The following is a 25,754-nucleotide window of genomic DNA, read 5'->3' on the forward strand; positions in this document are numbered from 1 at the left end:
ATGTTTTCTTCATTTTTTATTAAAAACCCAGTGTTTGCTGCTGTTGTTTCTATAATTATTGTACTTACAGGAACAGTATCTATGATAAATTTACCAATAGAGCAGTACCCAAGAGTTATTCCTCCTCAGATTATTGTATCTGCTGCTTATCCAGGTGCAAGTGCTGAAACTATTGCAAAAACAGTAGCTGCACCAATTGAAGAGCAAATAAATGGTGCAACAGATATGATTTATATGAACTCTGTTGCTTCTGATAATGGAACAATTAGTATAAATGTCTTTTTTGAAGTTGGAACAAATCCAAATGATGCAAAAATTGATGTAAATAATAGAGTGCAAGCAGCCTTGTCTAAACTGCCTGAACAAGTACAAAGACAAGGAGTAAATGTAAGAGAGAGATCTCCTAGTATGTTGCAAGTTGTTATGCTTCATTCACCATCAAATGCCCATGATATTAAGTATTTGTCAAATTATGCATTAATCAATATAGTTGATGATTTAAAAAGAATTAGTGGTGTAGGTGATGCTACTATTTTTGGTGCAAAAGATTATGCTATTAGAGTTTGGATTGACCCTCAAAAATTAGCAAAACAAAAGCTAACAACAGCAGAAGTTATTGATGCAATAAAAGAGCAAAATGCACAATATGCAGCAGGTAAGTTTGCAGCAGAACCAATTGTAAATAAACAAATGTTTACTTATACTTTACAAACACAAGAAAGAATGAGTACTCCTGAGCAGTTTGGAAATATTATAATTAGAGCAAATGAAGATGGTAGTGCTTTAACATTAAAAGATGTAGCAACTATTGAGCTTGGTGCACAAAGTTATAATATGACAACAGAGTTAAATAATCAACCAGCTATTCCTATTGGTATATTTTTACAAAGTGGGGCTAATGCTTTAGAAACAGCAAAAGCTGTTGAAAATGTACTTGAAAATGCAAGTAAAACTTTTCCTGCAGGATTAGAGTATAAAATACCTTATGATAGTACAGAGTTTGTTGAGATATCTATAAAAGAAGTTGCAAAAACATTTGTTGAAGCAATTATTTTGGTTATTGCAATTATTTTCTTATTTTTACAAAATTGGAGAGCAACATTAATTCCAGTTTTAGCAGTTCCTGTATCTATTATTGGTGCTTTTATAGGAATGTATGCTTTAGGATTTAGTATTAATTTACTTACACTATTTGGACTTGTTCTTGCAATTGGTATTGTTGTAGATGATGCTATTATTGTTATTGAAAATGTCGAAAGGCATATGAGTGAAGGAAAAAGTGCAAAAGAAGCTTCTTTTATGGCAATGAAAGAAGTATCAAGTGCTTTAATTGCTATTGTATTAGTATTGTCATCTGTATTTATTCCTGTTGCATTCATGGGAGGATTAAGTGGTGAAATGTATAGACAATTTGCAATTACTATTGTTGTATCTATTGCAATTTCTGGTTTTGTAGCACTTACACTTACTCCATCGCTTTGTGCAATTATGCTTAAAGATGTACATACTAAGCCAAAAGGTTTTTTCAAATGGTTTAATAACATGTTTGACAAAGCAACACAAAAGTATTCAGTTTTGGTTCAAAAAACAATTAGATATTCAATATTGAGTATTCTATTATTTGGTGGATTAATTTTTGTATCTTATGATATGTTAAAAGATTTAAAAACAGGACTTGTTCCACAAGAAGATCAAGGAACGATTTTCTTATTTAGTTATAACCCACCAGGGGCTTCTTTAAGTAGAACTGAAAAATTAACTAAAGAAATAAATCAAATAGTAATGGATAATGAAAATGTTGAAGAAGTAGTCTCTTTAGCAGGTTTGGATTTAGTTACATTTGGTCAAAGAACACATGCAGCAGCTACAATTATTAAATTGAATGATTGGGAAGAAAGACCTAATGCTATGCAACATGCAACTGTAATTAATGAAAAATTCAATAAACAACTAATGGCTACTTCAGATGGATTTACATTTGGTGTTTTACCACCTCCAATTATGGGAATGAGTATTTCTGGTGGATTTGAAATGTATGTTCAAGATAGAAGTGGTGGAAAGATAGAGAATTTAAGTAAATATGTAAATGAGATTGTTTCTAAAGCAAACAAAAGAGAAGAGTTACAAGGTGTTAGAACATCATTAAATCCAAATATTCCACAATATAGAATATTAGTTGATATTAAAAAAGCAAAAGCAAAAGGTGTAAGAGTTGATGAAATCTATAACACTTTAAGTGCAACATTTGGAAGTTACTATGTTAACGATTTTAATTTATATGGAAGAACATATAAAGTAAATCTTCAAGCAAAAGGTGAGTATAGAAAAGGTGTAGAAGATCTTAAATTTGTACTTGTAAGAAGCAAAGATGGACAACTAGTTCCTATTAGTTCTTTAGTAACTGTAAAACCAATTGTTGGTGCAGATATTGTTGAAAGATTTAATCTTTTCCAAGCAGCTAAAGTTTCTGGACAACCTGCATTTGGTTTTAGTTCAGGTGATGCTTTAAATGCAATTGAAGAAGTTGCAAAAGAAGTACTTCCTCAAGGATATACAATTAGTTGGGTTGGTACAGCATATCAAGAAAAACAAATTTCTAGTAGTAGTGCACAAGCATTTATTTTTGGTATTGTTTTACTGTTTTTAATCTTAGCTGCTCAATATGGAAAATGGCTAATGCCTATTTCTGTACTTCTTGCAGTACCATTTGCAATTTTTGGGGCAATTGTAGCTACACATTTAAGAGGATTGGAAAATGATATATATTTCCAAGTTGGATTACTTGTTCTAACTGGACTTGCAGCTAAAAATGCAATTTTGATTGTAGAGTTTGCTTTACAAAAACAAAAAGAGGGCTTAAGTTTAGTTGATTCTGCTGTTGAAGCAGCAAAAATTAGATTAAGACCTATTATTATGACTTCACTTGCTTTTACTTTAGGAGTAGTACCTTTAGCATTAAGTAGTGGAGCAGGTGCAGCAAGTAGACATTCATTAGGTACTGGTGTAATTGGTGGAATGATATCAGCAACATTTATAGCTATTATATTTATTCCATTATTTTATATTCTAGTCTCAAAGTTAAGTAAAAAACAAAAATAAAATGGCACAAAAAATTTGTAAACATCAAAAAAGAGAATCAATAGCCTTTTCTTGTAAGAGTTTAATCTTACAAGAAGGCTTAAAAGATTTAACAATTTCAAGTTTAGCAAAAGAGGCTAATATTGGAAAAGGTACTATTTATGAGTATTTTGAAAATAAAGAAGATATAGTTTTAGAATTGGCAAATATACTTCATACAGAGTATCTTGACGAAGTTTACAAATTAGCAGCAAAAAAAAATAGTATTGAAGATAAAATTAAAGTGTTGATTTTAACTTCTTATGAAAAAAGATTTATTGAGTATAGAAAAATTTTCAAAGAGTTAATAGGTGTTTCTTACTACAAAACAAACTGTGCTTTTATGCTTTTTCAAAATCATTGGTATAAGCAAAATTATCAACTTTTATATAAATATATACAAAAAGCTATAAAAAATAAAGAGATTAAAGAGAATTCAACTATTTTTATAGATAGTATTTTGAGTACATTTGTAGGATACTTTATGCTCTCTTTTTCCAAATCAGACTTACAAAAGACCATCAATTCCATTGATTCATATATTAATAATCTTTTTTTAATGCTAAGAGTATAAATAAAACTATTTATACTCTGGTTTTTCAAGTTTTTTAATATTTGGATTAAACTCATCCATTATTGTTGGTTCTTCACCCACATCTTCATCTAAAATCCATGGTTCTCTTGCGCTTAATTGTTCATTACCAGATCGTGCTGGTGTGTTTTCTAAACTTAGACTTTTTAATAATCCAGCTATCATAATGATTATAATAACTGAAAAGGGCAATGCAGCTGTTATAACTGCTGCTTGTAAGGTTTCTAATCCTCCTGCTAGTATAAGTACACCTGTTAATAATGTTAAAATTATTCCCCATAAAACTCTATGTACAGCAGGTGGTGTTGTTGAGCCTGCTGATAAGATTGTAGTTATTACTAATGTTCCTGCATTTGCAGAAGTGATTAAATAAGTAGCAATTAAAACAATCATTAAAAATGACATTATTTCTCCAAGAATACCAACTTCAAGATTTTCAAGCATAACAAATAGTGCAGAAGATATATCATTGTTTACAGCTGCAACTATATCTTTTCCTAAAAATAACTCTTCATATAAAGCTGTTCCTCCAAATAGTCCTATCCAAACAATTGTGATAAGTGTTGGTGTTAGTAGTACTCCTGCTACAAATTCACCAATAGTTCTACCCCTTGAAATTCTTGCTATAAACATCCCAACAAATGGAGACCAAGCTATCCACCAACCCCAAAAAAATACTGTCCAAACAGATTGCCAATTTGTATCATGTGTTACATTAGTATGGAAAGTTAATCTAACTATATTTTGTATGTAGTGACCTGTTGCTTCTACTGTTACTCCAATTAAGTATTGAGTAGGTCCAAATACTAGTAAAAAAAGCAATACTATTATACTTAACCAAAAGTTCCCAATTGATAAAAGTTTTACTCCTTTATTTACTCCTGAGACTACAGAAATAGTTGCAATAATCATAATTGCAGTCATTACTCCTAGTTGTAAAAATAAAGATGGCTTAATATTTAAAACCTCTTTTAATCCAGCATTCATTTGCTCAACTCCCAAGCCTAGAGTTGTTGCAATACCAAAAACAGTACCAAATACTGCAAGAATATCTACAAAATCACCTAAAATTCCATCCACTTTTCTTCCAAATATTGGATATAGTGCAGAACGAATAGTCAAAGGATAGTCATGACGAAAAGAAAAATATGCCATTGTAAGTGCAATAAATGAAAAAATCGCCCAGCCATTTAAACCCCAATGAAAAAAACTAAGACTCATTCCTGTAATTGCAGCTTCTGGAGTCATAGCTGAACTTGTAAAGGGATTATTTTGAAATTGTATTATTGGTTGTGCTACAGACCAAAAAAGGATACCTACACCTGTTCCTGCTGCAAAAAGCATAGAAACCCAAGAAAAAAATGTAAATTCAGGTTGTTCTAAATCTCCCCCAAGTCTTACATTTTTATATCTTCCCATTCCCAGCCAAATCATAAAAGCTAATAAAAATGCTACTAATAAAACATAATACCACTCTAAAAAAGGGTTTAAAAATTCCCTTATATCTTTTAAGTAAATAGCACTTTTTAAAGGAAAATATCCAGTAATAGCAACACTTAAAAGTATCAAAAAAATACTTAGTATTGACATTTTCTTATTCATTCCTTTAAATATACCAATATTTGAAATTTCCATAAGATTCCTTATAGTTAAAATAGAATTTTTTAAGATAACATAAATATCTTAACATATAATTAAGAAATCACTTTTGTGTAACTATGCCTAGGTAATCATATTTTTAAAGCTAGAATTAGCTCTTTTTAGATAAAATTTATCAAATTATACTAAATGGATTTTATATATGATAGTAAATATTACTTTACCAAATAACACTTCTTATGATATTACAATTGATAGGTTAAATGAAATATATTATGATACAAAAGTTGTCATAGTTACAAACCCAACTGTAAGTTCATTTCACTTAGAGTATTTAAAAGAAAAAATTACAGCAAAAGAGATAAGTGTTGTTACTGTGCCAGATGGAGAACAGTATAAAAATATGCAAACAATTGATATGATTTTAGATCATTGTTTTGAGAATAGACTTGATAGAAAGTCACTTTTAGTTGCTTTTGGTGGTGGAGTTATTGGAGATATGACAGGTTTTGCTGCTTCTATTTATCAAAGAGGAATTAATTTTGTGCAAGTTCCAACAACACTGCTTTCTCAAGTTGATGCAAGTGTTGGAGGAAAAACAGGAATAAATAATAAGTATGGGAAAAATCTTATTGGTGCTTTTCATCAACCAAAAGAGGTATTAATTGATCCATATTTTTTAACAACTTTGCCAAAAAGAGAGTTTGGTGCAGGTATTGCAGAAATTATTAAGATGGCTGTAACTTTTAATAAAGATTTTTTTCAATGGCTAGAAGAAAATGATTTAACAAAAGAAGAGAATATTAAAATAGCAATTCAAAAATCAGTTGAAACAAAAGCAAATGTAGTTATTCAAGATGAAAAAGAGAATGGCATTAGAGCAGCTTTAAATTATGGGCATACTTTTGGACATGTAATTGAAAATGAAACCCAATACAAAACATATTTACATGGTGAAGCTGTTGGTATTGGTATGGTTATGGCAAATGAACTTGCAGTAAAGTTAGGTCATATAAGCCAAGAAGAAGCTTCAAGAGTAAAAAAATTACTAGAAAAGTATAATATTCCTACAAGTTACAAAATTGTAGATGTTGAAGAGTTTTATGAGCATTTCTTTTTGGATAAAAAATCTCTTGATAATAAGATTAAGTTTATTCTTCCAAAAAAAATAGGAAGTTGTCTAATTACAGATGAAATAAATAAAGATGACGTAATAGAAGTTTTAAAGGTTTTTAATTAATGAAAAAAGGTTTCTTTACTTATATTTTTGCAGCTTTATTGCTTCTTAACTTTTGTGTTTATGCAAATGAATTAGATGATGATATTTTAGATGAACCAAAAGAGTTAACAGCACAAGATTTAGCAAACCAAGAAATAGCTCAAAGACAAGCGGCTTTAAAAGAAAGAAGTATGCAAGATCTTGCTCAAATTGGTGTATTGCAAAAAAGAATAGAAGAGTTAAATGAAAAGTTAAAAGATAATATTTTATTAAAAAGATATAGTAATTATTTAGCTTATAGAAAAATATCTAAAGAGCTTGAACTATTAAAACAAAGTGCAAAAAGTGAAGGCAAAACAGATGAACATTATTCTCAATTAAATAATAAAATTAGAATTAAACAAAATGAGTTAGAACTTATATCTGAGTATAAAGGTTCACCAATTGGGAGTTTATTAAGTCCCCCAGAAGTTGAAAAATATGAAGATATAACTAATCCTTTTGGAATAATTAATGCATTGTCATATATAAAAAAACTTGAAAACAATAAAAAAGAGTTTATAACAATAGAAAAAGATATCGCAAATCTTATATCTTTATTGGGAAAAAAAGTTTTTTTATATTTGGAATTATATAATTTAGATCAAAAAACTCAATATAAAGAGATATTGACTTTTTTAGATAAGCAAAAAAAAGATTTTAATATGGTACTTGAAATTGTATCAACAACAGAAGAAGTTTATACAAGAAAAGTTGAACAAGTAACATTAGAAATAAAATCACAAATTTCAAGTCAAATAGAGAAAATTTTTACAATTTTTATAATTGTTTTTTTACTATTTTTTATATCTTTTTTAATAAAACTAGGTTTAAAAAAATACTTTTCTCAAAATGAGAGTTATTATCTCACAAATAAAATTATCAATTTTCTAGTTGTATTTATAATAGTTTTAATAGTTTTATTTTCATATATAGATAATGTTTCATATGTAGTAACAATCTTAGGTTTCGCATCAGCTGGTATTGCGATTGCTTTAAAAGATTGGTTTATGTCTATATTTGGATGGCTTGTAATTGTAACATCTGGTTCTATTCAAGTAGGAGATAGAATTAAAGTTACTAGAAATGGTCTTGAAGTTGTAGGAGATGTTTTAGATATTTCATTATTTAAAATTACTATTAGAGAGGATATAACTTTAACATCATATATGGTAAATAGAAGAACGGGAAGAATATTTTTTATTCCTAATAATTATGTTTTCTCAGAGATGATTGCAAACTATACACACTCAGGTCTTAGAACTGTTTGGGATGGTATTGATATTACTATTACCTTTGATTCAAACCATAAAAAAGCTCAGCATATTGCAAAAGAGATTTTAAAACACTATTCTAAAGGATATACTGATATTACTAGAAAACAGTTATCAAAAATGAGAAGTAAGTATCAATTAAGAGCAACAGGAGTTGAACCTAGAGTTTATACTTTTGTTGAACCTTATGGTATTGTAATATCTTCTTGGTATCTTACTAACTCATATGCTGCATTGGTGCTTAGAAGTACAATGTCACCTGAAATTTTAAAAGCATTTATGGCAGAAGATGATATCCATATTGCTTATCCTACTCAAAGTATTAATCTTAATGAAAAAAGAGAAAAACCAGCAGATTTACCAGAAGAGGGCAAAATTATATGATATTTTCACAGACTAAACCAAAGGTATATTTTAAAACTTTTGGTTGTAGAACAAATGTTTTTGATACTCAAGTTATGATGAGTAATTTAGAAGATTTTGAAGTAACAAAAGATGAAAAGCAAGCTGATATTGTAGTTATAAATTCATGTACAGTTACAAATAGTGCAGATTCAACTGCAAGGGGTTATATAAATCAATTAAATAGATTTCCTAAAAAACCAAGAGTTATTTTTACTGGATGTGGAGTATGGACTAAAGGTGAGAATTTATTTAAAGAAGATAAAGTTGATTCTTTATTTGGTCATAGTGAAAAAGAGAAAATCAATGAACTTTTGAAAAAAGAAGAGAGATTTTTTCAAGCTGGAGATTTAGAACATATTGATGATACTATTGTTGAAGAGTTTATAGGTAAAAGTAGAGCTTTTATAAAAATACAAGAAGGATGTGACTTTAGATGTAGCTACTGTATTATTCCTCACGTAAGAGGTGATGCAAGAAGTTATAAAGAAGATAAGATTTTAGAACAAATAGAAAAACTTGCAAGTAATGGTTTTGGTGAGTTTATTTTAACTGGTACGAATGTAGGAAGTTATGGAAAAAAACAACATACATCATTGGCTAAACTTCTTAAGAAAATGTCACAAATAAAAGGTGTTAGACGTATTAGAATGGGAAGTATTGAACCTATTCAAATTGATGATGAATTTAAAGAGATTATAAATGAACCTTTTATGGCAAAGCACTTGCATATTGCACTTCAACATACTTCAAAAGAGATGTTAAAAATAATGAACAGAAGAAATAAAGTTTTAAAAGATTTAGAACTTTTTGAGTTTTTAAAAGAGAATGGTTATGCTTTAGGAACTGATTTTATTGTAGGTCATCCAGGCGAGACTAATCAACTTTGGGCTGAAGCTATGGAGAACTTAAAAAGGTTTCCTTTAACTCATGTTCATGCATTTACATATTCAAAAAGAGATGGAACACCAAGTGCATCTATGAAAGATATTGTAAAAGGTAATATTGCAAAAGAAAGATATAATGAATTAACATTTATAATAGAGAAGAAAAACTATGAGTTTAGAAAAAATAATACTCAAACATTAGAGGTCTTGATAGAACAAGAAAAAAATGGAAAATACATAGGATTAGATCAATTCTTTAATCAAATTGAAGTTGAAAGTAGTGTTGATTTAACAGGAGATTGGATTTTCCTTGATGATTATGAAAGAAGGCAAGATAAAAATGTCGCAAGATTCAAATAATAAGTTAGACAAAAATTTAAAACTTATGATTTTATCAGCAACCATATTGCTGGTTTTATTTATTTATACTATGTATAAAAGTAGTACTCAAATTGAAGGGAGTTCTTACTATGTAGGGCTTCTTTTTTTATTTTTATTGTTAATATTTGCAATATTTTTAAAACTCAAGCAAAATAAAATTAAAGAGTTTTTTGATAAAAAAGGTATTAAAACTAGTGCTTTTGAAAAAGAACTTAGTAAACAAAAAGAGCATTCAATATCTAAAGAAGATGTAGACTCTTCAAGTAATATCAAAGCTGTTACATCAAACCTTTCATTTAAAGATGTTGCTGGTATTTCGGAGATTAAAGCTGAACTTGAAGAAATAGTTGACTTTTTAAACTCTCCTAAAAAATATATTTCTCATGGAGTCAAACTTCCAAAAGGTGTACTTTTAGTAGGTCCTCCAGGTGTTGGTAAAACGCTTATTGCAAGAGCTGTTGCAGGAGAAGCTGATGTCCCATTTTTCTATCAAAGTGGAGCTAGTTTTGTTCAAATATATGTTGGTATGGGAGCAAAAAAAGTAAGAGAGTTATTTATAAAAGCAAAAGCTAGTGCTCCTGCTATTGTATTTATTGATGAGATTGATGCAATTGGTAAAAAAAGAACTGGTACATCAAATGATGAAAGAGAAGCAACACTAAATGAACTTTTAACTCAAATGGATGGTTTTGAGGGAGATAGTGGAGTTATTGTAATAGCTGCAACAAATAAAATTGATGTGTTAGATGATGCCTTATTAAGAGCAGGAAGATTTGATAGAAGGGTATTTTTAAATTTACCAAATATAGAAGATAGAAAACATATCTTAGAGCTTTATTTAAAAGGTAAAAATATTGAATTTAATGTAGAAAAACTTGCAGATACAACAGCTGGTTTCTCTTCTGCTGCACTTGCTACTTTGGTAAATGAAGCTTTATTAAATATGATAAAAAGAGAATCAAAAGTTTTAGAAGATGAAGATATTGAAATAGCAAAAAATAAATTGCAGTTTGGAAAAAAACAAACAAAAATCTTAAATGAGAAACAAAAAGAGATTTTATCTATTTATCAAGCAAGTAAAGCTTTTGTTTGTAAAAGTAAAGTTTCACTTTTTGATGAAGATGTACCTAAATTAGAATCGACTTATCCCTCATATAATGAACTTATAGAAAATATCAAAAGATATTTAGCTGGTAGCATTGGTGTTGAAGTTATTAAAAAAGAACAACATGCAGTTAATAGTGATGATTTAAAGCATGCTATGAAGATTGCTTTAAATATGGTTGAAAAATATAAGATGGCAAATGATGCAAATGAACTTATAAATAGAGTCAAAAATGAGTTAAGAGCAGAGCTTTCACATAATGCAATTGAAATTAATAGACTAAAAGAGATTATGTTAAAAAATGAGGTGATTTTAGAAAATGATTTCTAAGTATTATAATGGATTTTGTTTAAAGGATGAAAAAGAGCTATTTAATCAATATTTAGTTGAAAATGATTTTACTATTAGTGGTTTTTCTTATGGTGCAATCAAAGCTTTTAAACAAGCTTTAAAAAGTGAAAAAAGAGTTGATTTACTGCAACTTTTTTCTCCAGCTTTTTTCCAAATCAATGATAAAAAATACAAAAGAATGCAACTAATGTTTTTTAAAAAAGATGCAAAAGCTTATTGCTTGAATTTTTTAGAAAATATCTCTTATCCTAAAAGTATTGATACTTCAAACTATTTTGAACTTGGAACTTATGAACAATTAGAAGAGTTACTAAATTATGAATGGAAAGAAAAAGAGCTTAAAGAACTTATAAAAAAAGGTACTAAAATAGAAGTTTATCTTGGTTCAAAAGATAAAATAATAAAATCATATGAAGCAAAAGAGTTTTTTAAAGAGTTTGCAACAGTTTATTTTATAAATGATGCAGGACATATACTATAAATATAAAAGGATTATTATGAGCAACACAGCAAAGATAGGAATAATTACAGCAAGTGATAGAGCAAGTAAGGGAATATATGAAGATATTAGTGGAAAAGCTATAGTTGATACTATGAATGATTATCTTACTTCTTCTTGGGAACCTGTATATAGATGTATAGAAGATGACCAAAAAACTATTGAAGATACTTTAAAAGAGTTAGTAGATAAAGAAGATTGTTGTTTAGTTGTTACAACAGGGGGAACAGGGCCTGCAAAAAGAGATGTAACTCCAGAAGCAACAGAAGCAGTTTGTGATAGAATGATGCCAGGATTTGGTGAATTAATGCGTGCTGAGTCATTGAAGTTTGTTCCAACTGCAATTCTTTCAAGACAAACAGCAGGACTTAGAGGAAGCTCACTTATTGTAAATTTACCTGGAAAACCAAAATCAATTAGAGAGTGTTTAGATGCAGTTTTTCCTGCAATTCCATATTGTATTGATTTAATGGAAGGGCCATATTTAGAATGTAATGAAGAGGTAATTAAACCTTTTAGACCAAAGAAAAAATAGATTTCAAAAGAGCATATGTTACTTAAAAATGTATAAAGAGTGTGGTTTAAATGTAGAAATAATGTTTTATAATTTTTTTGTGTAACTTTATGTAATATTTTTATTTTTATTTATTAAAAAAATTCAAATATAAAAGTAATTTAGTTTTTTATAATTACAATAAATATAACAACAGTAAATTTTTATACAAAAGGAATATTTTGAAACGACTACTTACTGCATTGATTTTATCAATTGCTATGTTTTTAATAGCAAGCATAGCTTTTAGTACTCAACACTCAATTTTATTAGCAATAATAGTTTTACTTGTAGTACTATGGACAAATGAGGGATTACCAATTGGGGTAGTGTCACTTTTGCCTATTCTTTTATTTCCCTCATTTGATATTATGAGTACAAGTGCTACTACTGCAAATTACTCAAAATCAATTATTTTCTTATTTCTTGGTGGTTTTATGGTTGCAATTGCAACTCAAAAAACTAATTTACATAAATATTTATCAAATAAATTATTGACCATATTTCCTAATACCCCAAGAGGAATAATTTTTTCATTAGCGATTACTTCTGCTTTTTTAAGTTCACTTATTTCAAATACTACAACTGCTTTGCTTTTAATACCTATTGCAATGTTTTTGACTAATGATACAAAATTAAAAGTAAGACTTGTACTTGCTATTGCTTATGGGGCTAGTATTGGTGGAATTGTAACACCTATTGGGACACCTCCAAACTTGATTTTATTAGGTTTTATGGATCAACACTCAATTGAGGCTATTCCTTTTATAAAATGGATTTTATTAACTGCTCCATTGGCCTTTTTAATGTTAACTTTAATTCCTTTTTTCTTATCACTTGGAGTTCAACATCTAAAATTTGATACACATTTGGAAGATAGGGAACATTTGACAACTGATCAAAGAAGGCTTATGTATTTTCTTGGTAGTTTAATTCTTTTACTTTTTGTAAATTCAAAAATCGAACCTTTTTATTCTGGTTTAGGTTTAAATGAAAAAGGTATTTTACTTGGATATGGTTTATTGATGTTTATGCCTAAAATTGGATTTTTAACTTGGGAAGATACAAAGAAAATTCCATATGAAATTATTTTCTTATTTGGTGCAGGTTTTTCTATTGCAGCAGCATTTGCATCAACAGGTTTAGCAAATGAAATTGCACACTATTTACTTGACTTGATAAATCTTCCTGTTATTTTTCTTATAATATTAGTTGCTGCATTAATAACATTTACAACAGAAGTTACATCAAATACTGCATTGATTTCAATTGCTTTACCAATTATTTATTCTCTTGGTCAAGTAGCAGATGTTAATATGACTCTTATTTTATTTGTATCAACTATTTGTGCTTCATATGCCTTTATGCTTCCTATTGCTACTCCTCCAAATGCCATTGCTATGAGTAGTGGTGCTGTTAAAGTTAAAGACATGGCAAAATTTGGATTACTATTTAATATTTTAGGAATTCTTTGCATTACAGCAATCGCTTTATTATATTGGCAGTTTTATTTATAAAAGTATTATAGCCCTTTGGCTATAATACGCAAATGAAAGATATAATAAAAAAACTAGACTTAACAGAGTATATAGAATCCTTCCAAGAGCTTTTTTCAAGAAAAAAATCAATTATACTTGAAGGTGATATAAATTTACATTTTAAACTAATAGAAGAACTTTCAAAGTTTGATATAAATGCACCAAAAGAGGTTGCAAACTTAGATAAATCCTTAATTTATATACAAAAACAAGGTGTTTTAAAACTTAATGATATCTATGAATTTACTAAAATAATTAGATACTTTTTATATTTAAAAAGATTTAATTTTGAGGGAAAATTAAAAGAGTGGATAGATAAAATTATCATTCCAAGTGATATTTTAAAGTTAGATGATTATTTTGATTCAAAAGGTAATTTAAAAGAGGGTGTTGATGAAGATTATGACAATATCCAAAATGCTATTTATAAAAATAAAGATTTAATTAGACAATCTTTATACAAAGTAATAAATTCATCAAAATTAAGACCATATTTAGTTGATTCACAAGTACATTTAGTAAATGACCAAGAAGCTATTTTAGTAAGAGGTGGATTTAATCATGTAATAAAAGCAACAGTTGTACATAGATCAAATTCTGGATTTTTTTATGTGGTTCCTCACAATATTAGTGAATTAAAACAAAGAAGAAGTGATCTTATAAATAAACAAGAAGAGGTTCTATTGAAATTTTGTAAACAAATCTCTTCAATGTTTGAAAAACATTTGATGTTTTTAAAGTTTATAAATAAAGAGTTTGATAGAGTTGATCACTACCAAGCAAGAATATTTTTTGCAAAAGCAAATGATAGAAACTTTTTATTACCAAGTAAAAATAACAGTTGTAAACTAGTAGACTTTAGACATCCAGCACTTCATGGTGCAAAACCTATTACTATTGATTTTACAAAATCAGTTATTATGATTACTGGGGTAAATGCTGGTGGTAAAACTATGATGTTAAAATCTATTTTATCTGCTGTTTTATTGTCTAAATATTTACTTCCATATAATGCACATAAGTCTTCACAAATTGGAAGTTTTAAAAATATATTAGCAGTATTAGATGATCCTCAAAGTGTAAAAAATGATATTTCAACTTTTGCAGGAAGAATGGTTGAGTTCTCAACTCTTTTTTCAAAGAAAAATGCAATTGTTGGTGTAGATGAGATAGAGCTTGGAACTGATTCAGATGAAGCTGCTAGTTTATTTAAAGTAATAATTGAAGAACTTATAAAAAAAGATATAAAGATTATTATTACTACACATCATAAAAGATTGGCAGCATTACTTGCTTCAAATGATAAGGTAGAATTAGTAGCAGCCCTTTATGATGAAAAAAATCAAAGACCAACTTATGAGTTTTTACAAGGTACAATAGGTAAATCTTATGCTTTTGAAACTGCAAGTAGGTATGGAATTCCTCACAATATAATTAAACTTGCAAAAAAGGTTTATGGTGAAGATAAGGATAAGTTAAATGAACTTATTGAAAGAAGTAGTGACCTTGAAAGAGAATATAAACAAAAAATTGAAAAATTAGATAAAGAATTAGAAGATACTCAAAGAATTAAAAAAGGTTTAAAAGAACAAAAAGAAAATCTTGATGAGTTAGTTTATTCTGAAAAATCTAAACTTCATAAAGAGTATAAAGATGCAAGAGAAGAAGCAAAAAAAGCTATAAAAGCAAAAATTTCAAAAGAGGGACATAGACACTTAAATGTTGCTCATACAAAAGCCTCTAATATTAAAACTCAAAAAATAACAGAAGTAGAAGAGTTAAAAATTGGAGATAGAGTTAAATATAGAACTTCAAAGGGTGTTCTTGTCTCAATCAAAGGACAACAAGCTTTCATTGAAAATGACTCAGGAATGAAAATGAAAGTTCCCCTTAAAGATTTATCAAGAAGTGGAAATATGCCAAAACCTACTATAAAACCAAAAACAACTCTTACAGTTGCAAAACCTGATAGTGGAGATGTGAAGTTAGATTTGCATGGACAAAGAGTAGATGAAGCTTTAGAAAATTTAGATAAGTTTTTATCTGATGCTTTAATTGCAGGTTTTGATGAAGTATTAGTTTATCATGGAATTGGTACAGGAAAATTAGCAGCAGCAACAAAAAAATATCTTGATAAACATCCTAAAATTAGAAGCTATGAAGATGCACATCCAAGTAGTGGCGGATTTGGAGCAAAAGTAATAAAACTATAAAGGTTAATTAATGCAACAAGAAATTGAGTCAATTCAAAAGGTTTATGATCTTTTAATAGAGTTTTTTATGAATTATAGTTTCCAAATTCTTGGAGCTATAATAATACTTATTTTGGGATTTTTTATTGGTAAAAAGCTTTCTTTAGCAATAGAGAAACTTTGTCATAAAAATAACCTAGATGTTACTCTTACAAAGTTTATTGTAAATATTGTAAAATTTAGTATTATAATTGGAGCAGTAATTATTGCTGTTGGAAAACTAGGTATTACTTTAACTCCATTTATTGCTGGTATTGGTGCTGCTTCTCTTGGTGCAGGACTAGCATTACAAGGAACTTTATCAAATTATGGTGCAGGGCTTTCTATTATAATTACAAGACCTTTTATTGTAGGTAATACAATAACAGTTCAAGATGTATTTGGAATAGTAGAAGAGATAAAACTTGGACATACTATTTTACTTACAGAAGATGGAGAAAAAATAACTGTTCCAAATAAGTATATTATTGGTGAAGTGATTGTCAACTCTTTTGATTTTAGAATAGTTGAATCAACAATTGGTGTTGCTTATGACAGTGATATTAAAAAAGCAAATTCTTTGATATTGGAAGTATTTGATGAGTTTAAAGAGTATATTTCAAGTAGTGCTAAACCTCAAGTTGGTATCAAAGAATTTGCTGATTCATCTGTGAATATAGAGTATAGATATTGGGCTAAAACAGATAGTTATTTTGAAATACAATATAAAGTAAATTTAGCAATTTTTGAAACCTTAAAGAAAAATAGTATTCAAATACCTTATCCTATAAGAGATGTATATATTCATAACAGTTAAAAAAGATTTTCTTTTTTATTTTATAGAAACAAATGATTTAATTGAACAATCAATTCTTTCTTTTAAATCACTTGTATCCATATTCATATAATCAGTTTGGATTTTATAAACACTTTTGTTATTTAGTTTAAACTCCATAAGAATATATCCCGCATAAAGTTTTGCTTTTTTGCTTTTTTTACCCTTGTCTTCTTTGTCATTTTCATAAAGATATGCATGAATAGTTAGATTCTTTTTAACACTTTTATCTTCATCTTCATAGTTACTTATTACATCTTTTATCATTTTTTCTAATTTTTGTTCATCTAAAATAGATTTTAAATTACTTTTCATATATTTTGAATAGTCAATAATTATTGATAAGTCATAGTTTGAAGTTAGAAAAAGTTCTTTTGCCTTTTGAATATTTGCATTTTTATTTATTTTTTCAAAAGTAGTCGTTTTATTTTGACAAGATACTCTTTTTGTGCTTAAAGGTTTTTTTGTAACTTGTGTATAAATCCCATAACTAGTTGCTATAATAAACAATCCAATAAAAGCATATAATATTTTATTCATAAATATTCCTTATAAAAATTATAATAAAAGTAAATTGATTAATATTATCAAAAAAACTAATACAAAGTCAATAGATATAATAAAAAATTATATAACTATTCTTTATTATTTTGCTACATCTACTTGTAAATCGAAGCTTGTAAAGCTTTTGTTTGTATTTGTTTTATCTGTTTTTTTAATAATAACTCTATTTTGTTTTATCTGTTTTTTATCTATTAGGTACTTATTAATATTCTCTATTCTTAATTTTGTTAAATTAAAAAGTGTATCATCTGAAATAACTTGTTTTGATATGATAATATTTTTTATATAGTTTAAATATGCATCTTTTTGAAAAATCTCTTTTTTCTTCTCTTTTATTATAAACTCTTTTTTTAACTCTACTAATTTTTTGCTATTTTTATATGAAAGATATATTTTTTCAATTGCAAGTTGATATTTATCTCCTTTTTTAAACTCTTTCATTGTTTTTTCTATATTTTCTTCGGCTTTTAATTCTTTTAGTTTATTGATATCTTCTTGTGTAAAACTAGGATTTATCTTAATTGCTATATTGGGTCTTTTGTTCATAATTTTTGCAATATTATCTAAAGCTTCTTTTTCTGATGGAAGTATTTTTGCATCTGCAAAATGAAAATCTATTGATTTTATTTCATCTGCTTCAATTCCTAACAATGAAGCCAAAAAACTAAATGGAGCGCTAACTGCTTTTACTATTAGATTTGTAAACGCTTTCCATACAATTGGAGCAATTGCAAACTTTGGATCATCTACATTTCCAGATATTGGAATATCCAAATCAATTATTCCATCAGCATCCTCAAGTAATGCTATGGCTAAGTCTAAAGGTAATGATACTGCATCTTCACTTTTTACTTCATCACCAAATTTTATATCACTAATAATAATGCTATTTTTTGCATCAAGGTTTGATTTTTTGATATTGTATTTTAAATCAAGATTTAATTTACCAGTTTCAATCTCTTTTCCTATAAATTTTCCAGAATAAGGAGTAAAGTTTTTAATAGCTATATTTTTAAATAGTAAATTTACATCCGTAAGTTCTTTTATATTTTGATGGTTTACAAGCCCTGTAATCTTTGTATATCCATACTTGTCAACTTTACCCTCAAGCTTAAGTTCTGTTGGCTTTGAACTTGTAGTACTAAATTCTGAAAACTTACCATTTAATTTTGAGACTAAAGTTTTAAAAGGAATTGGTAAGTTTTTATCTTCAAAATTCAATGATGCATTTTTTATATTAAAAGGACCAATTTGCATATTTAAACTATTTTTAGTTTCCACATTTTTACTATTTTTAGCAACTACTTTTTTTACTTCTTTTGCTTTATCTTTTTTTGGTAGGATTATACTAATATAAGGATTTTTTAAAATACTTTTTTCAATACTTAGTGTTTTATTATTGAAGTTGAAATTTTTTATACTTAAATCAATATTTTTTGTAATTATTTGATTTTTTAATTTATCACTTAAAAATAGTGATTTTTTATCTAAGTTTATTGTATCAATTTGAATTTTTTCTTTCTCTTTTGATAAGTTTTTTATGTGAAGATTTAGATTGTTTATATTAATACCTAATTTTTCTTTTTTATTTTCAAAATTTACTTTTGGCTCTTTTAGTGATGCTGTTTTTAAAAAGATATTATTATTTTTAAGTTTAAACTTTTCAAAAGTTAAAGCTAGATTTTCTAAGTTTAGTTTATTTGTCGTTTTTAAATCTTCATAATTAATATTTGTATTTGAAATATTTGCACTTCTTAGGTCTATATTCCATGGATTTTGTTTTTCTTGTGTTTTTTTGTTTTCTTGTTTTGAATTATCTTGATTTATCAATGTTGTTAGATTTATAACTTCATCTTTAGAACTTATGATGTTTGTTTTTAATTTATCTAAATTTATGCTATCAATATTGATTTCTTGCTTTAAATAGTCTAAGAATAGACTATTTATAGTAAAATTTTTAAAACTAATTAAAGAGTTTTTTTCTTGAATTAATTCAAAATCTTTAATATTTAAGTTTAAATCTTGTATTGATAAATCAAATTTATCTTTAAAGCTTAGTTGATAACCAAAATTTAAATCAAGTGATGTTTTATCTGATATATCAAAATTTAGCATACTTTTTTTGTATACAATTAGTTCAGATGGTTTTAACCCTTTTAACTTCACATTTGCATGCATAGATAAAGGCTCAATTTGAAATCCACCTTTTATTGTAAGTAAAGTATCTTTGTTGATTTTTGTTGTTAGTGTTTGAGAAGCAAGGATATTTTTGAAATTTCCTAAATCATAAAAAGTATAATTTAATTCACTTAGTGTGATTGAAAATGGCTCAATATCACTTTTCTTTTCAAAGTTTATTGCTGCGTTTTCAATAACTGCTTTACGGATTAAAAAATTTATCAAATTCTCTTTTGATTGTTCTTTTTCTTGATTATTATTTGTTTTTGTTTCTTTTAAAATTTTTGCAAGATTTATAGTTTGATCTTTGTTTTCTACTATATTTACTAAAGCATTTTTAAGTAAAACTTTTTCAAATCTAATATGTCTTTTATCAATAGATTTAAATAAAGAAAAATCAATATAAAATTCATCAAATGATAAAAGAGTGTTCTTTTTGTCTTTTATCTCAAAGCCTATTAAATTAGTTTCAAAAGTAAAAGGGTTAAATTTTAAATCTTGAATAAAAGCCTGTTTTGTGATGTTTTGGTTAATAACTTCTTGAAGTTTTGGCTTTAAAAAGTAAGGTAACACAAAAAAACCAAGTAAAGAGTATAAAGCAAATACTGCTATTAATATTTTTATAAATTTATTGTTTTTCATACAAAACCTTTATTATGTTCTATATTTATTATAGCAAAATAAACATAACTTAGGTACAATCACACCTAATAAAAGGAGAGAAATTGACAGTTATAGAGTTATTTCAAAAGTTATTAAGGTTTAAATCAATTACACCAGATGATGACAAAGCATTTGATTTTATTGAAGAGTATTTAGGGAATGAGTGGACTTGTATAAATATAGATAAAGAAGATACAAAAAATAGATTTTATTACAAAAAATTCAATAACAATCCACAACATCTGTGTTTTGCTGGACACATTGATGTAGTTCCTACTGGTGAGGGTTGGGATGTTGATCCCTTTGCAGCTGATATTATTGATGGTGTTATAACTGCAAGAGGAACACAAGATATGAAAAGTGGAGTTGCAGCTTATCTTTATGCTTGTAAACATGCAAAAAACTTTGATGGTACACTTTCAATTCTTATGACAAGTGATGAAGAGGGTGAGGGAACTTATGGAACTATTAAAGCACTTGAACATTTAAAAGAGATTGATTTTATTCCACAATATGCAGTTGTAGCAGAACCAACTTGTGAAGAAGTATTTGGAGATGCTATAAAAGTAGGGCGACGAGGAAGTATAAATGGATACATCACTATAAAAGGAAAGCAAGGACACGCAGCTTATCCTGAAAAATGCATAAATCCAGTACATGATTTTGCGCATATTTTACCAAAAATAGCTGCACATAATCTTGATGATGGAGATGAATACTTTGCTCCAAGTAAGATGGTAATAACTGATATAAGAGGTGGTATGCAAGTTACAAATGTAACTCCACCAAATCTAAAACTAATGTTTAATGTAAGAAACTCAACAAATACAAAAAGAGAAGATGTTGAAAAGTTTATCCATAAAAACTTAGAGGGCTTAGACTATGAGTTTAGAACTACACAAGGCTCATTTCCTTTTGTAACAAACAAAGAGTCAAAAGTTGTACGTGCTATGGAAACTTCAATATCAAAAGTACTTGGAGTAACTACAAAGCACTCAACAGCAGGTGGAACAAGTGACGCTAGATATTTTGGAGCATTTGGCATAGAAGCTATCGAATTTGGTGTTATAAACGATACTATTCACTCTGTGGGTGAGAGAACAACAGTTAAAGAAGTAGAGGGTTTAACTGATGTTTATGTGGATTTGATTAGGAATTTTTAATACTATATATTGTGTAAATATGCAGTGAATTTAAAGTAAAATTTATTTAAATCATTTATAAAAAATCAATGATTACAATGATTATAATAAGATTTAGGGGTTAATTATGGATAATGATTTAATAAAAATACATAATTGTAAAAATTATTTAGAAGAAAAGATAAGGGTTAAAAAAATGACATACAAGGCATTGTAATGCAATGTATGATATGTGGTAGACAAGTAGGTGGCGAAAAAAGTATTAGAAATAGAAATTTGAACGAAATTCCACCTTTTAATGAAAAGATTAATATAGAAATAGAAAAATCTTTACAAAAAAGAGTTGATTCTTTTAGAAAAAAAAAGTTTTATTATGTATTGTATGAAAAAATTAAAGAAAAAAATAATTATTCAGATGAAATGATGTATGGATTATTAAAGTCAATGCTATCTTTAGCTACGGAAGCAAAAATTAAAACTATAGAAGAATCTAAGTTTTGTAAACTAAATAATGAACCAAAGTTAACAGAGTGGCTTATTAAATTCTTAGATAGAGATTTTCATATAAGATCAGAATTAAAAGGGAAATATATTTTAACTAAAAAAAATGTGAAAGTAGATTTAATGTTGTATCCTAAGGAGCACTTAATAGAATGTGGTTTTGATAAAGATTATTTTGCAATTGAAATAAAATATTTAGATCCTTTTCATGAATTATTTAAAAAAGGTTCTGAAATGTTTTGGCAAGCGATAACATATAAAGACTCAGCATTTGAAATAAAGAATAAAACAATAATACCTAAGTTTACACTTGTCTTTACTAATTTGTCATTTAAGAATCAAAGAAAGAAATTATTATCAAGAGTTGATTGGGATATGCCTAGTATGTGGCGAGCTTATAGTCATTTAGCTAGTCATGCTGGGGTTGGAATTTTAGAAATTTTAGAACCATATATAGATTATAAAACAAAAGAAAAAAGTCAAACTGGCTGGAAAATATTTTTTGCTACGAGTGAATATTTTACTAAAGATAGAGAAGGTAACTATAAATTGAATAATCCGTATGTATCAAGAAAAAAGAGTGCAGGAAATATTTCTTAGTTTTAATATAAAAGTAAAACAAAATAGATAGAACAAAGTTATAAAAGAAGAAATATATAACTCAAGGTAGATTTTAGTATAAAATGCAAATAATAAAATACAATAAAAACTATTCAAAGCAAATACCTGAACTATTTACAAACAGCATTCACAAAACATGCAATAAAGACTATACAAAAGAGCAGTTAAATGCTTGGGCAAAGTTAGATATTGATTATGAGGCTTGGGAAAAAAGATTAGATAAAACAAAACCATATTTAGCTATAGATGATAAAAAGTTAGTTGGTTTTGCAGAGTTTTATGAAGATTATATTGATTGCTTTTATATACATCATGAGTATCAAGGAAAAGGGCTTGGAAAAGCATTTCTACTTTATATTTTAAAAAAAGCAAGACAAAATGAGATTAAAAAATTAAGAGTTGATGCAAGTATTACTGCAAAACCTTTTTTTGAAAAGTATGGGTTTAAAGTAGTAAAGAGAAATATTATAAAAAGAGATAATCAATTACTTATTAATTATTTAATGACTTTTAATTAGAAAGATATTATAGTAATGCATAATTGAAATTTATTTATTTTTATAAGTAAAAAAAGGAAAACAAATGGAACAAAATAGTAAAACAAACTTTTTTATTTTGGGGGTATTTATATTTTTGGGTTTAAGTACTTTAGGATATTTTTTTAAAAATGCTGTTGTTGAGTATAAGCAGTATGATAGAACAGTAAAGGTAAAGGGCTTATCTCAAAAAGAGTATAAAGCAGATATTGTTATTTGGCCAATCTCTTATACACAAGTTAGTAACAATCTTGAAGAGTTATATAAAACAGTAGAACAGAACAATAAAAAAATAGATGATTTTTTGAGTTCAAATGATATAGAAAAAAGTGAAATAAGTTTTTCTGCTCCTATAATTACAGATAAAGTTGCACAACAGTATGGAAGTGAGAAGATAAACTATAGATATAATGCAAAACAAACAATAACTGTATATTCAAAAAATATTGATAAAGTAAGAGATGTAAAAAAATCTTTATCAAAACTTGGAAAACAAGGTATTGTTTTTTCAGGAGAAAATTATAACAATAAAACAGAGTATATTTTTACAAGATTAAATGAAGTAAAACCTAAAATGATAGAAGAAGCGACAAAAAAAGCAAGAGAAGTAGCACAAAAATTTGCAATAGATTCAAAAAGTAAATTAGGTAAGATAAAAAAAGCTTCACAAGGTCAATTTTCAATCTCACAAAGAGATAAAAACAACCCTCAAATAAAAAAAATAAGAGTTGTTTCAACAGTTGAGTATTATTTAACTGATTGATAAAATAAAATTTATAATAAGGAATAATTTATAATGATTATAGCTATAGTAAAAGCAAAAATAAAAAAAGATAAACATGAAGAATTAAGAAAGATAGCTGATATTTTACAATATGAATATGCAGTAAATGAAAAAGGTTGTGAACAATATGAATCATTTATTGATGGTGATGTATTTTTAACTATTGAGAGATGGAGTTCACAAGAGCTACTTGATTTACACCTTGAAGCAGAACATGTTAAAACATATGTTCCAAAATTAAGAGATTGTGTTGAAAATGAAACATTTGACGTTCAATTTATAAAAAGTGATGATGTGTCTTTTGTAAAGATTTAAAGGAATAAAATGAAAACTTATAGGATTACTTAGTGGATTGCATAGTGCAAAAGTAGTTCTTTATAGTGTAGATTTTCATGAGATAAAAAAAGCTTCACAAGGTCAATTTTCAATCTCACAAAGAGATAAAAACAACCCTCAAATAAAAAAAATAAGAGTTGTTTCAACAGTTGAGTATTATTTAACTGATTGATTTATGAGGGTATATTTTCTCTCTATTTTGAAATGATAAAACTAATTTATTAAGAATTGTTCCAGAATCTATATTGATAGCTTTTTGAATAGTTTGAGATTTATGCCAATTTTCTTTGCCTGTTAAGAATATTGGTAAATATACAATTAAAGCAGCGGAAATAGAACGCGTAGCACTTTCCCACAAGTAACTAGGCGTGTGATCTACTGCATAGTAGTCTGTTGTATCATATTTAAACATTGGGTTTTTAAAAGTGGTGGGTTTTGCAAAGAAAAAGCCCATTTTTTCATCACAACTAATATCTATAATTAGACTATTTGGCTTTAAAGATTGACTCTCTTTTTCAATTAGAAAATTAGTGGGATTTGTAGTGTCTTGAAAAATTCCATTAACTATAATATCAGCTTGACTAATTAGTTCTTCAAGTGGTGTTACAAGGCCATCATGTTCTACAACTTCCATTCGAGAATCATCTGTATTTCCTTCTTGTATTCTTACATAATGACAATCTAAAATCTCTTCTCTGACTTCATTGTCAGGTCGTTGAACGCAAATAGTAATATCTCTAAAACCATGTGCTTTTAAAGCATATATTGCCCCACGACTAACTGCACCAAATCCAAAGATTATAGTTTTTCTTTGATTCCCATAATGTCCATCTATTCCTTTTAGTTGTAAAGCATGTAAAACAGCACAATATCCTGCCATTTCATTATTTTTATAAAAGGTGTGTCTTCCTATTTGACCTGTGGGCGACCAAATAAACATATCTTCAAAGGCTATAAGTGTTAGTTTTCTTTCTATTGCAATTTGTGTTATATCTTCTTGTTGTACACAATGTACATATCCCCAAAGTGTTCCACCAATTTTTAGCTCTTTTAAATCTTCAAGAATAGGTTTATTTATTATTACTGTTCCTATTTTTGATAATAAATTATGTCTTGTATCAACACCACCACTTAAAGCTATAATTTTTTCATCTGAAAAACCAAAAGGTTCACCATAGCCTTTTTCAAATATTAATTGTTCTCTTAAATTTTTTGGAATACGAATTAAGTGTTCAGGGTGAATTGGAAGTCTTTTTTCATCTACTTTTTTAGAAGTTCCAATGACTCCTATTTTCAATTTATTCATCTTGTCATTTCCTTTGTTGAATAAGTAAGTATGACCTTATGGACGAAGATGTAAGTTCCGTAGATATGTCTGCTATCATTTTAGTTTATCTAAATAAAATTTTTAAAGCAAATGAACTATAACAATAATTTAATTATTTAAAAGCCTTTGGTTTCCAAATAAAATTATACTAATTCCTACAAAGATGATAAGTGAACCAATAATATCATATTTTGAAAAGCTTTGTTTCTCTACAAAAAAAAGCCAAGCCAAAGAAGATATAATATAAACACCACCATAAACAGCATAAGCTCGTCCAGCAAACTCTAAGTCTACTTTCGTAAGTAAAAATGCAAATAGTATAAGTGAAATAGTTCCAACAAAAAGCCAAAAAGATGATTTTTGAAGTTTAAATACCATCCAAAAACTATAACAACCAAGTATCTCAAAAAATGCTGCTAAAAAATATATACTAAACTCTTTTATCAAAAGAACTCCAAGTGTTAATTTTAGTATTGAAAA

21 protein-coding genes and 1 pseudogene are annotated in these 25,754 nt (G+C 27.3%); 17 read left to right on the forward strand and 5 right to left on the reverse strand.

What is annotated here, in order from left to right; translation table 11 throughout:
* Together AMRN_RS05970 and AMRN_RS05975 are read left to right on the forward strand one after the other, a co-directional pair.
* Positions 1-3,099, forward strand: a complete 3,099-nt coding sequence (locus AMRN_RS05970) for an efflux RND transporter permease subunit (RefSeq protein WP_099310625.1) — start codon at positions 1-3, stop codon at positions 3,097-3,099.
* Position 3,100: 1 nt separating this feature from the next.
* Complete coding sequence (locus AMRN_RS05975; RefSeq protein WP_099310626.1) at positions 3,101-3,691, forward strand: TetR/AcrR family transcriptional regulator; 591 nt, start codon at positions 3,101-3,103, stop codon at positions 3,689-3,691.
* A 6-nt stretch (positions 3,692-3,697) separates the two neighbouring features.
* Here the strand turns inward: AMRN_RS05975 and AMRN_RS05980 are convergent, their stop codons facing one another.
* Complete coding sequence (locus AMRN_RS05980; protein WP_099310627.1) at positions 3,698-5,344, reverse strand: BCCT family transporter; 1,647 nt, start codon at positions 5,342-5,344, stop codon at positions 3,698-3,700.
* A 166-nt stretch (positions 5,345-5,510) separates the two neighbouring features.
* Here AMRN_RS05980 and aroB point away from each other — a divergent pair, with 166 nt between their 5' ends.
* The 9 genes from aroB to AMRN_RS06025 all read left to right on the forward strand — a co-directional run bounded on the left by aroB (position 5,511) and on the right by AMRN_RS06025 (position 16,604).
* Positions 5,511-6,548 carry a 3-dehydroquinate synthase gene (gene aroB, locus AMRN_RS05985; RefSeq protein ID WP_099310628.1) on the forward strand — a complete coding sequence of 346 codons (1,038 nt, stop codon included), beginning with the start codon at positions 5,511-5,513 and terminating at the stop codon, positions 6,546-6,548.
* On the forward strand, positions 6,548-8,224 hold the full coding sequence (locus tag AMRN_RS05990) for a mechanosensitive ion channel domain-containing protein (RefSeq protein ID WP_099310629.1): 1,677 nt from the start codon (positions 6,548-6,550) through the stop codon (positions 8,222-8,224). The genes aroB and AMRN_RS05990 overlap by 1 nt, the downstream gene beginning before the upstream one ends.
* A complete protein-coding gene (mtaB, locus tag AMRN_RS05995) occupies positions 8,221-9,489 on the forward strand; it encodes a tRNA (N(6)-L-threonylcarbamoyladenosine(37)-C(2))-methylthiotransferase MtaB (protein WP_099310630.1) in 1,269 nt (422 codons plus the stop codon). Before AMRN_RS05990 ends, mtaB begins: the two co-directional genes overlap by 4 nt.
* Positions 9,470-10,945, forward strand: coding sequence for an AAA family ATPase (locus AMRN_RS06000; RefSeq protein WP_099310639.1), 1,476 nt, complete (start codon positions 9,470-9,472; stop codon positions 10,943-10,945). Before mtaB ends, AMRN_RS06000 begins: the two co-directional genes overlap by 20 nt.
* Positions 10,935-11,447 (forward strand): pimelyl-ACP methyl ester esterase BioV, encoded by a 513-nt coding sequence (gene bioV / locus AMRN_RS06005; RefSeq protein WP_099310631.1) that lies wholly within the window; start codon positions 10,935-10,937, stop codon positions 11,445-11,447. The genes AMRN_RS06000 and bioV overlap by 11 nt, the downstream gene beginning before the upstream one ends.
* 16 nt (positions 11,448-11,463) lie before the next feature.
* Entirely contained in the window at positions 11,464-12,000 is a 537-nt protein-coding gene (gene mog / locus AMRN_RS06010; RefSeq protein ID WP_099310632.1) for a molybdopterin adenylyltransferase, read from the forward strand.
* 200 nt (positions 12,001-12,200) lie between these two features.
* Entirely contained in the window at positions 12,201-13,535 is a 1,335-nt protein-coding gene (locus tag AMRN_RS06015) for an SLC13 family permease (protein WP_099310633.1), read from the forward strand.
* Between the two features lie 32 nt (positions 13,536-13,567).
* Positions 13,568-15,769, forward strand: coding sequence for an endonuclease MutS2 (locus AMRN_RS06020; RefSeq protein WP_099310634.1), 2,202 nt, complete (start codon positions 13,568-13,570; stop codon positions 15,767-15,769).
* Between the two features lie 10 nt (positions 15,770-15,779).
* The gene (locus AMRN_RS06025) at positions 15,780-16,604 is read left to right on the forward strand and encodes a mechanosensitive ion channel family protein (RefSeq protein WP_099310635.1); all 825 of its coding nucleotides are present in this window, start codon (positions 15,780-15,782) and stop codon (positions 16,602-16,604) included.
* A gap of 15 nt (positions 16,605-16,619) precedes the next feature.
* On the opposite strand, the gene AMRN_RS06030 is transcribed toward AMRN_RS06025, so the two are convergent.
* A complete protein-coding gene (locus tag AMRN_RS06030) occupies positions 16,620-17,162 on the reverse strand; it encodes a hypothetical protein (RefSeq protein WP_099310636.1) in 543 nt (180 codons plus the stop codon).
* A gap of 105 nt (positions 17,163-17,267) precedes the next feature.
* Positions 17,268-20,006, reverse strand: coding sequence for a DUF748 domain-containing protein (locus tag AMRN_RS06035; RefSeq protein ID WP_118897378.1), 2,739 nt, complete (start codon positions 20,004-20,006; stop codon positions 17,268-17,270).
* A gap of 83 nt (positions 20,007-20,089) precedes the next feature.
* Between AMRN_RS06035 and dapE the strand changes: the two genes are divergently transcribed.
* The 6 genes and pseudogenes from dapE to AMRN_RS14195 all read left to right on the forward strand — a co-directional run.
* On the forward strand, positions 20,090-21,190 hold the full coding sequence (gene dapE, locus AMRN_RS06040; RefSeq protein ID WP_099312764.1) for a succinyl-diaminopimelate desuccinylase: 1,101 nt from the start codon (positions 20,090-20,092) through the stop codon (positions 21,188-21,190).
* Between the two features lie 195 nt (positions 21,191-21,385).
* A complete protein-coding gene (locus tag AMRN_RS06045; RefSeq protein ID WP_099312762.1) occupies positions 21,386-22,270 on the forward strand; it encodes a hypothetical protein in 885 nt (294 codons plus the stop codon).
* An 83-nt stretch (positions 22,271-22,353) separates the two neighbouring features.
* Positions 22,354-22,809, forward strand: coding sequence for a GNAT family N-acetyltransferase (locus AMRN_RS06050; RefSeq protein WP_099312760.1), 456 nt, complete (start codon positions 22,354-22,356; stop codon positions 22,807-22,809).
* 64 nt (positions 22,810-22,873) lie between these two features.
* A complete protein-coding gene (locus AMRN_RS06055) occupies positions 22,874-23,590 on the forward strand; it encodes an SIMPL domain-containing protein (protein ID WP_099344676.1) in 717 nt (238 codons plus the stop codon).
* Between the two features lie 33 nt (positions 23,591-23,623).
* A complete protein-coding gene (locus AMRN_RS06060) occupies positions 23,624-23,926 on the forward strand; it encodes a putative quinol monooxygenase (protein ID WP_191282173.1) in 303 nt (100 codons plus the stop codon).
* Positions 23,927-24,005: 79 nt separating this feature from the next.
* Positions 24,006-24,119: pseudogene (locus tag AMRN_RS14195) on the forward strand (SIMPL domain-containing protein); the annotation flags it as partial.
* Here the strand turns inward: AMRN_RS14195 and AMRN_RS06065 are convergent.
* Together AMRN_RS06065 and AMRN_RS06070 are read right to left on the reverse strand one after the other, a co-directional pair.
* Positions 24,108-25,253, reverse strand: coding sequence for a N(5)-(carboxyethyl)ornithine synthase (locus AMRN_RS06065; protein WP_099312637.1), 1,146 nt, complete (start codon positions 25,251-25,253; stop codon positions 24,108-24,110). The pseudogene AMRN_RS14195 and the gene AMRN_RS06065 sit on opposite strands and share 12 nt — an antisense overlap.
* Before the next feature lie 129 nt (positions 25,254-25,382).
* Complete coding sequence (locus AMRN_RS06070) at positions 25,383-25,721, reverse strand: YnfA family protein (RefSeq protein WP_196777504.1); 339 nt, start codon at positions 25,719-25,721, stop codon at positions 25,383-25,385.
* Between the last annotated feature and the right edge of the window lie 33 nt (positions 25,722-25,754).

This window comes from Malaciobacter marinus, assembly GCF_003544855.1.
Classification (GTDB): Bacteria; Campylobacterota; Campylobacteria; order Campylobacterales; family Arcobacteraceae; genus Malaciobacter; species Malaciobacter marinus.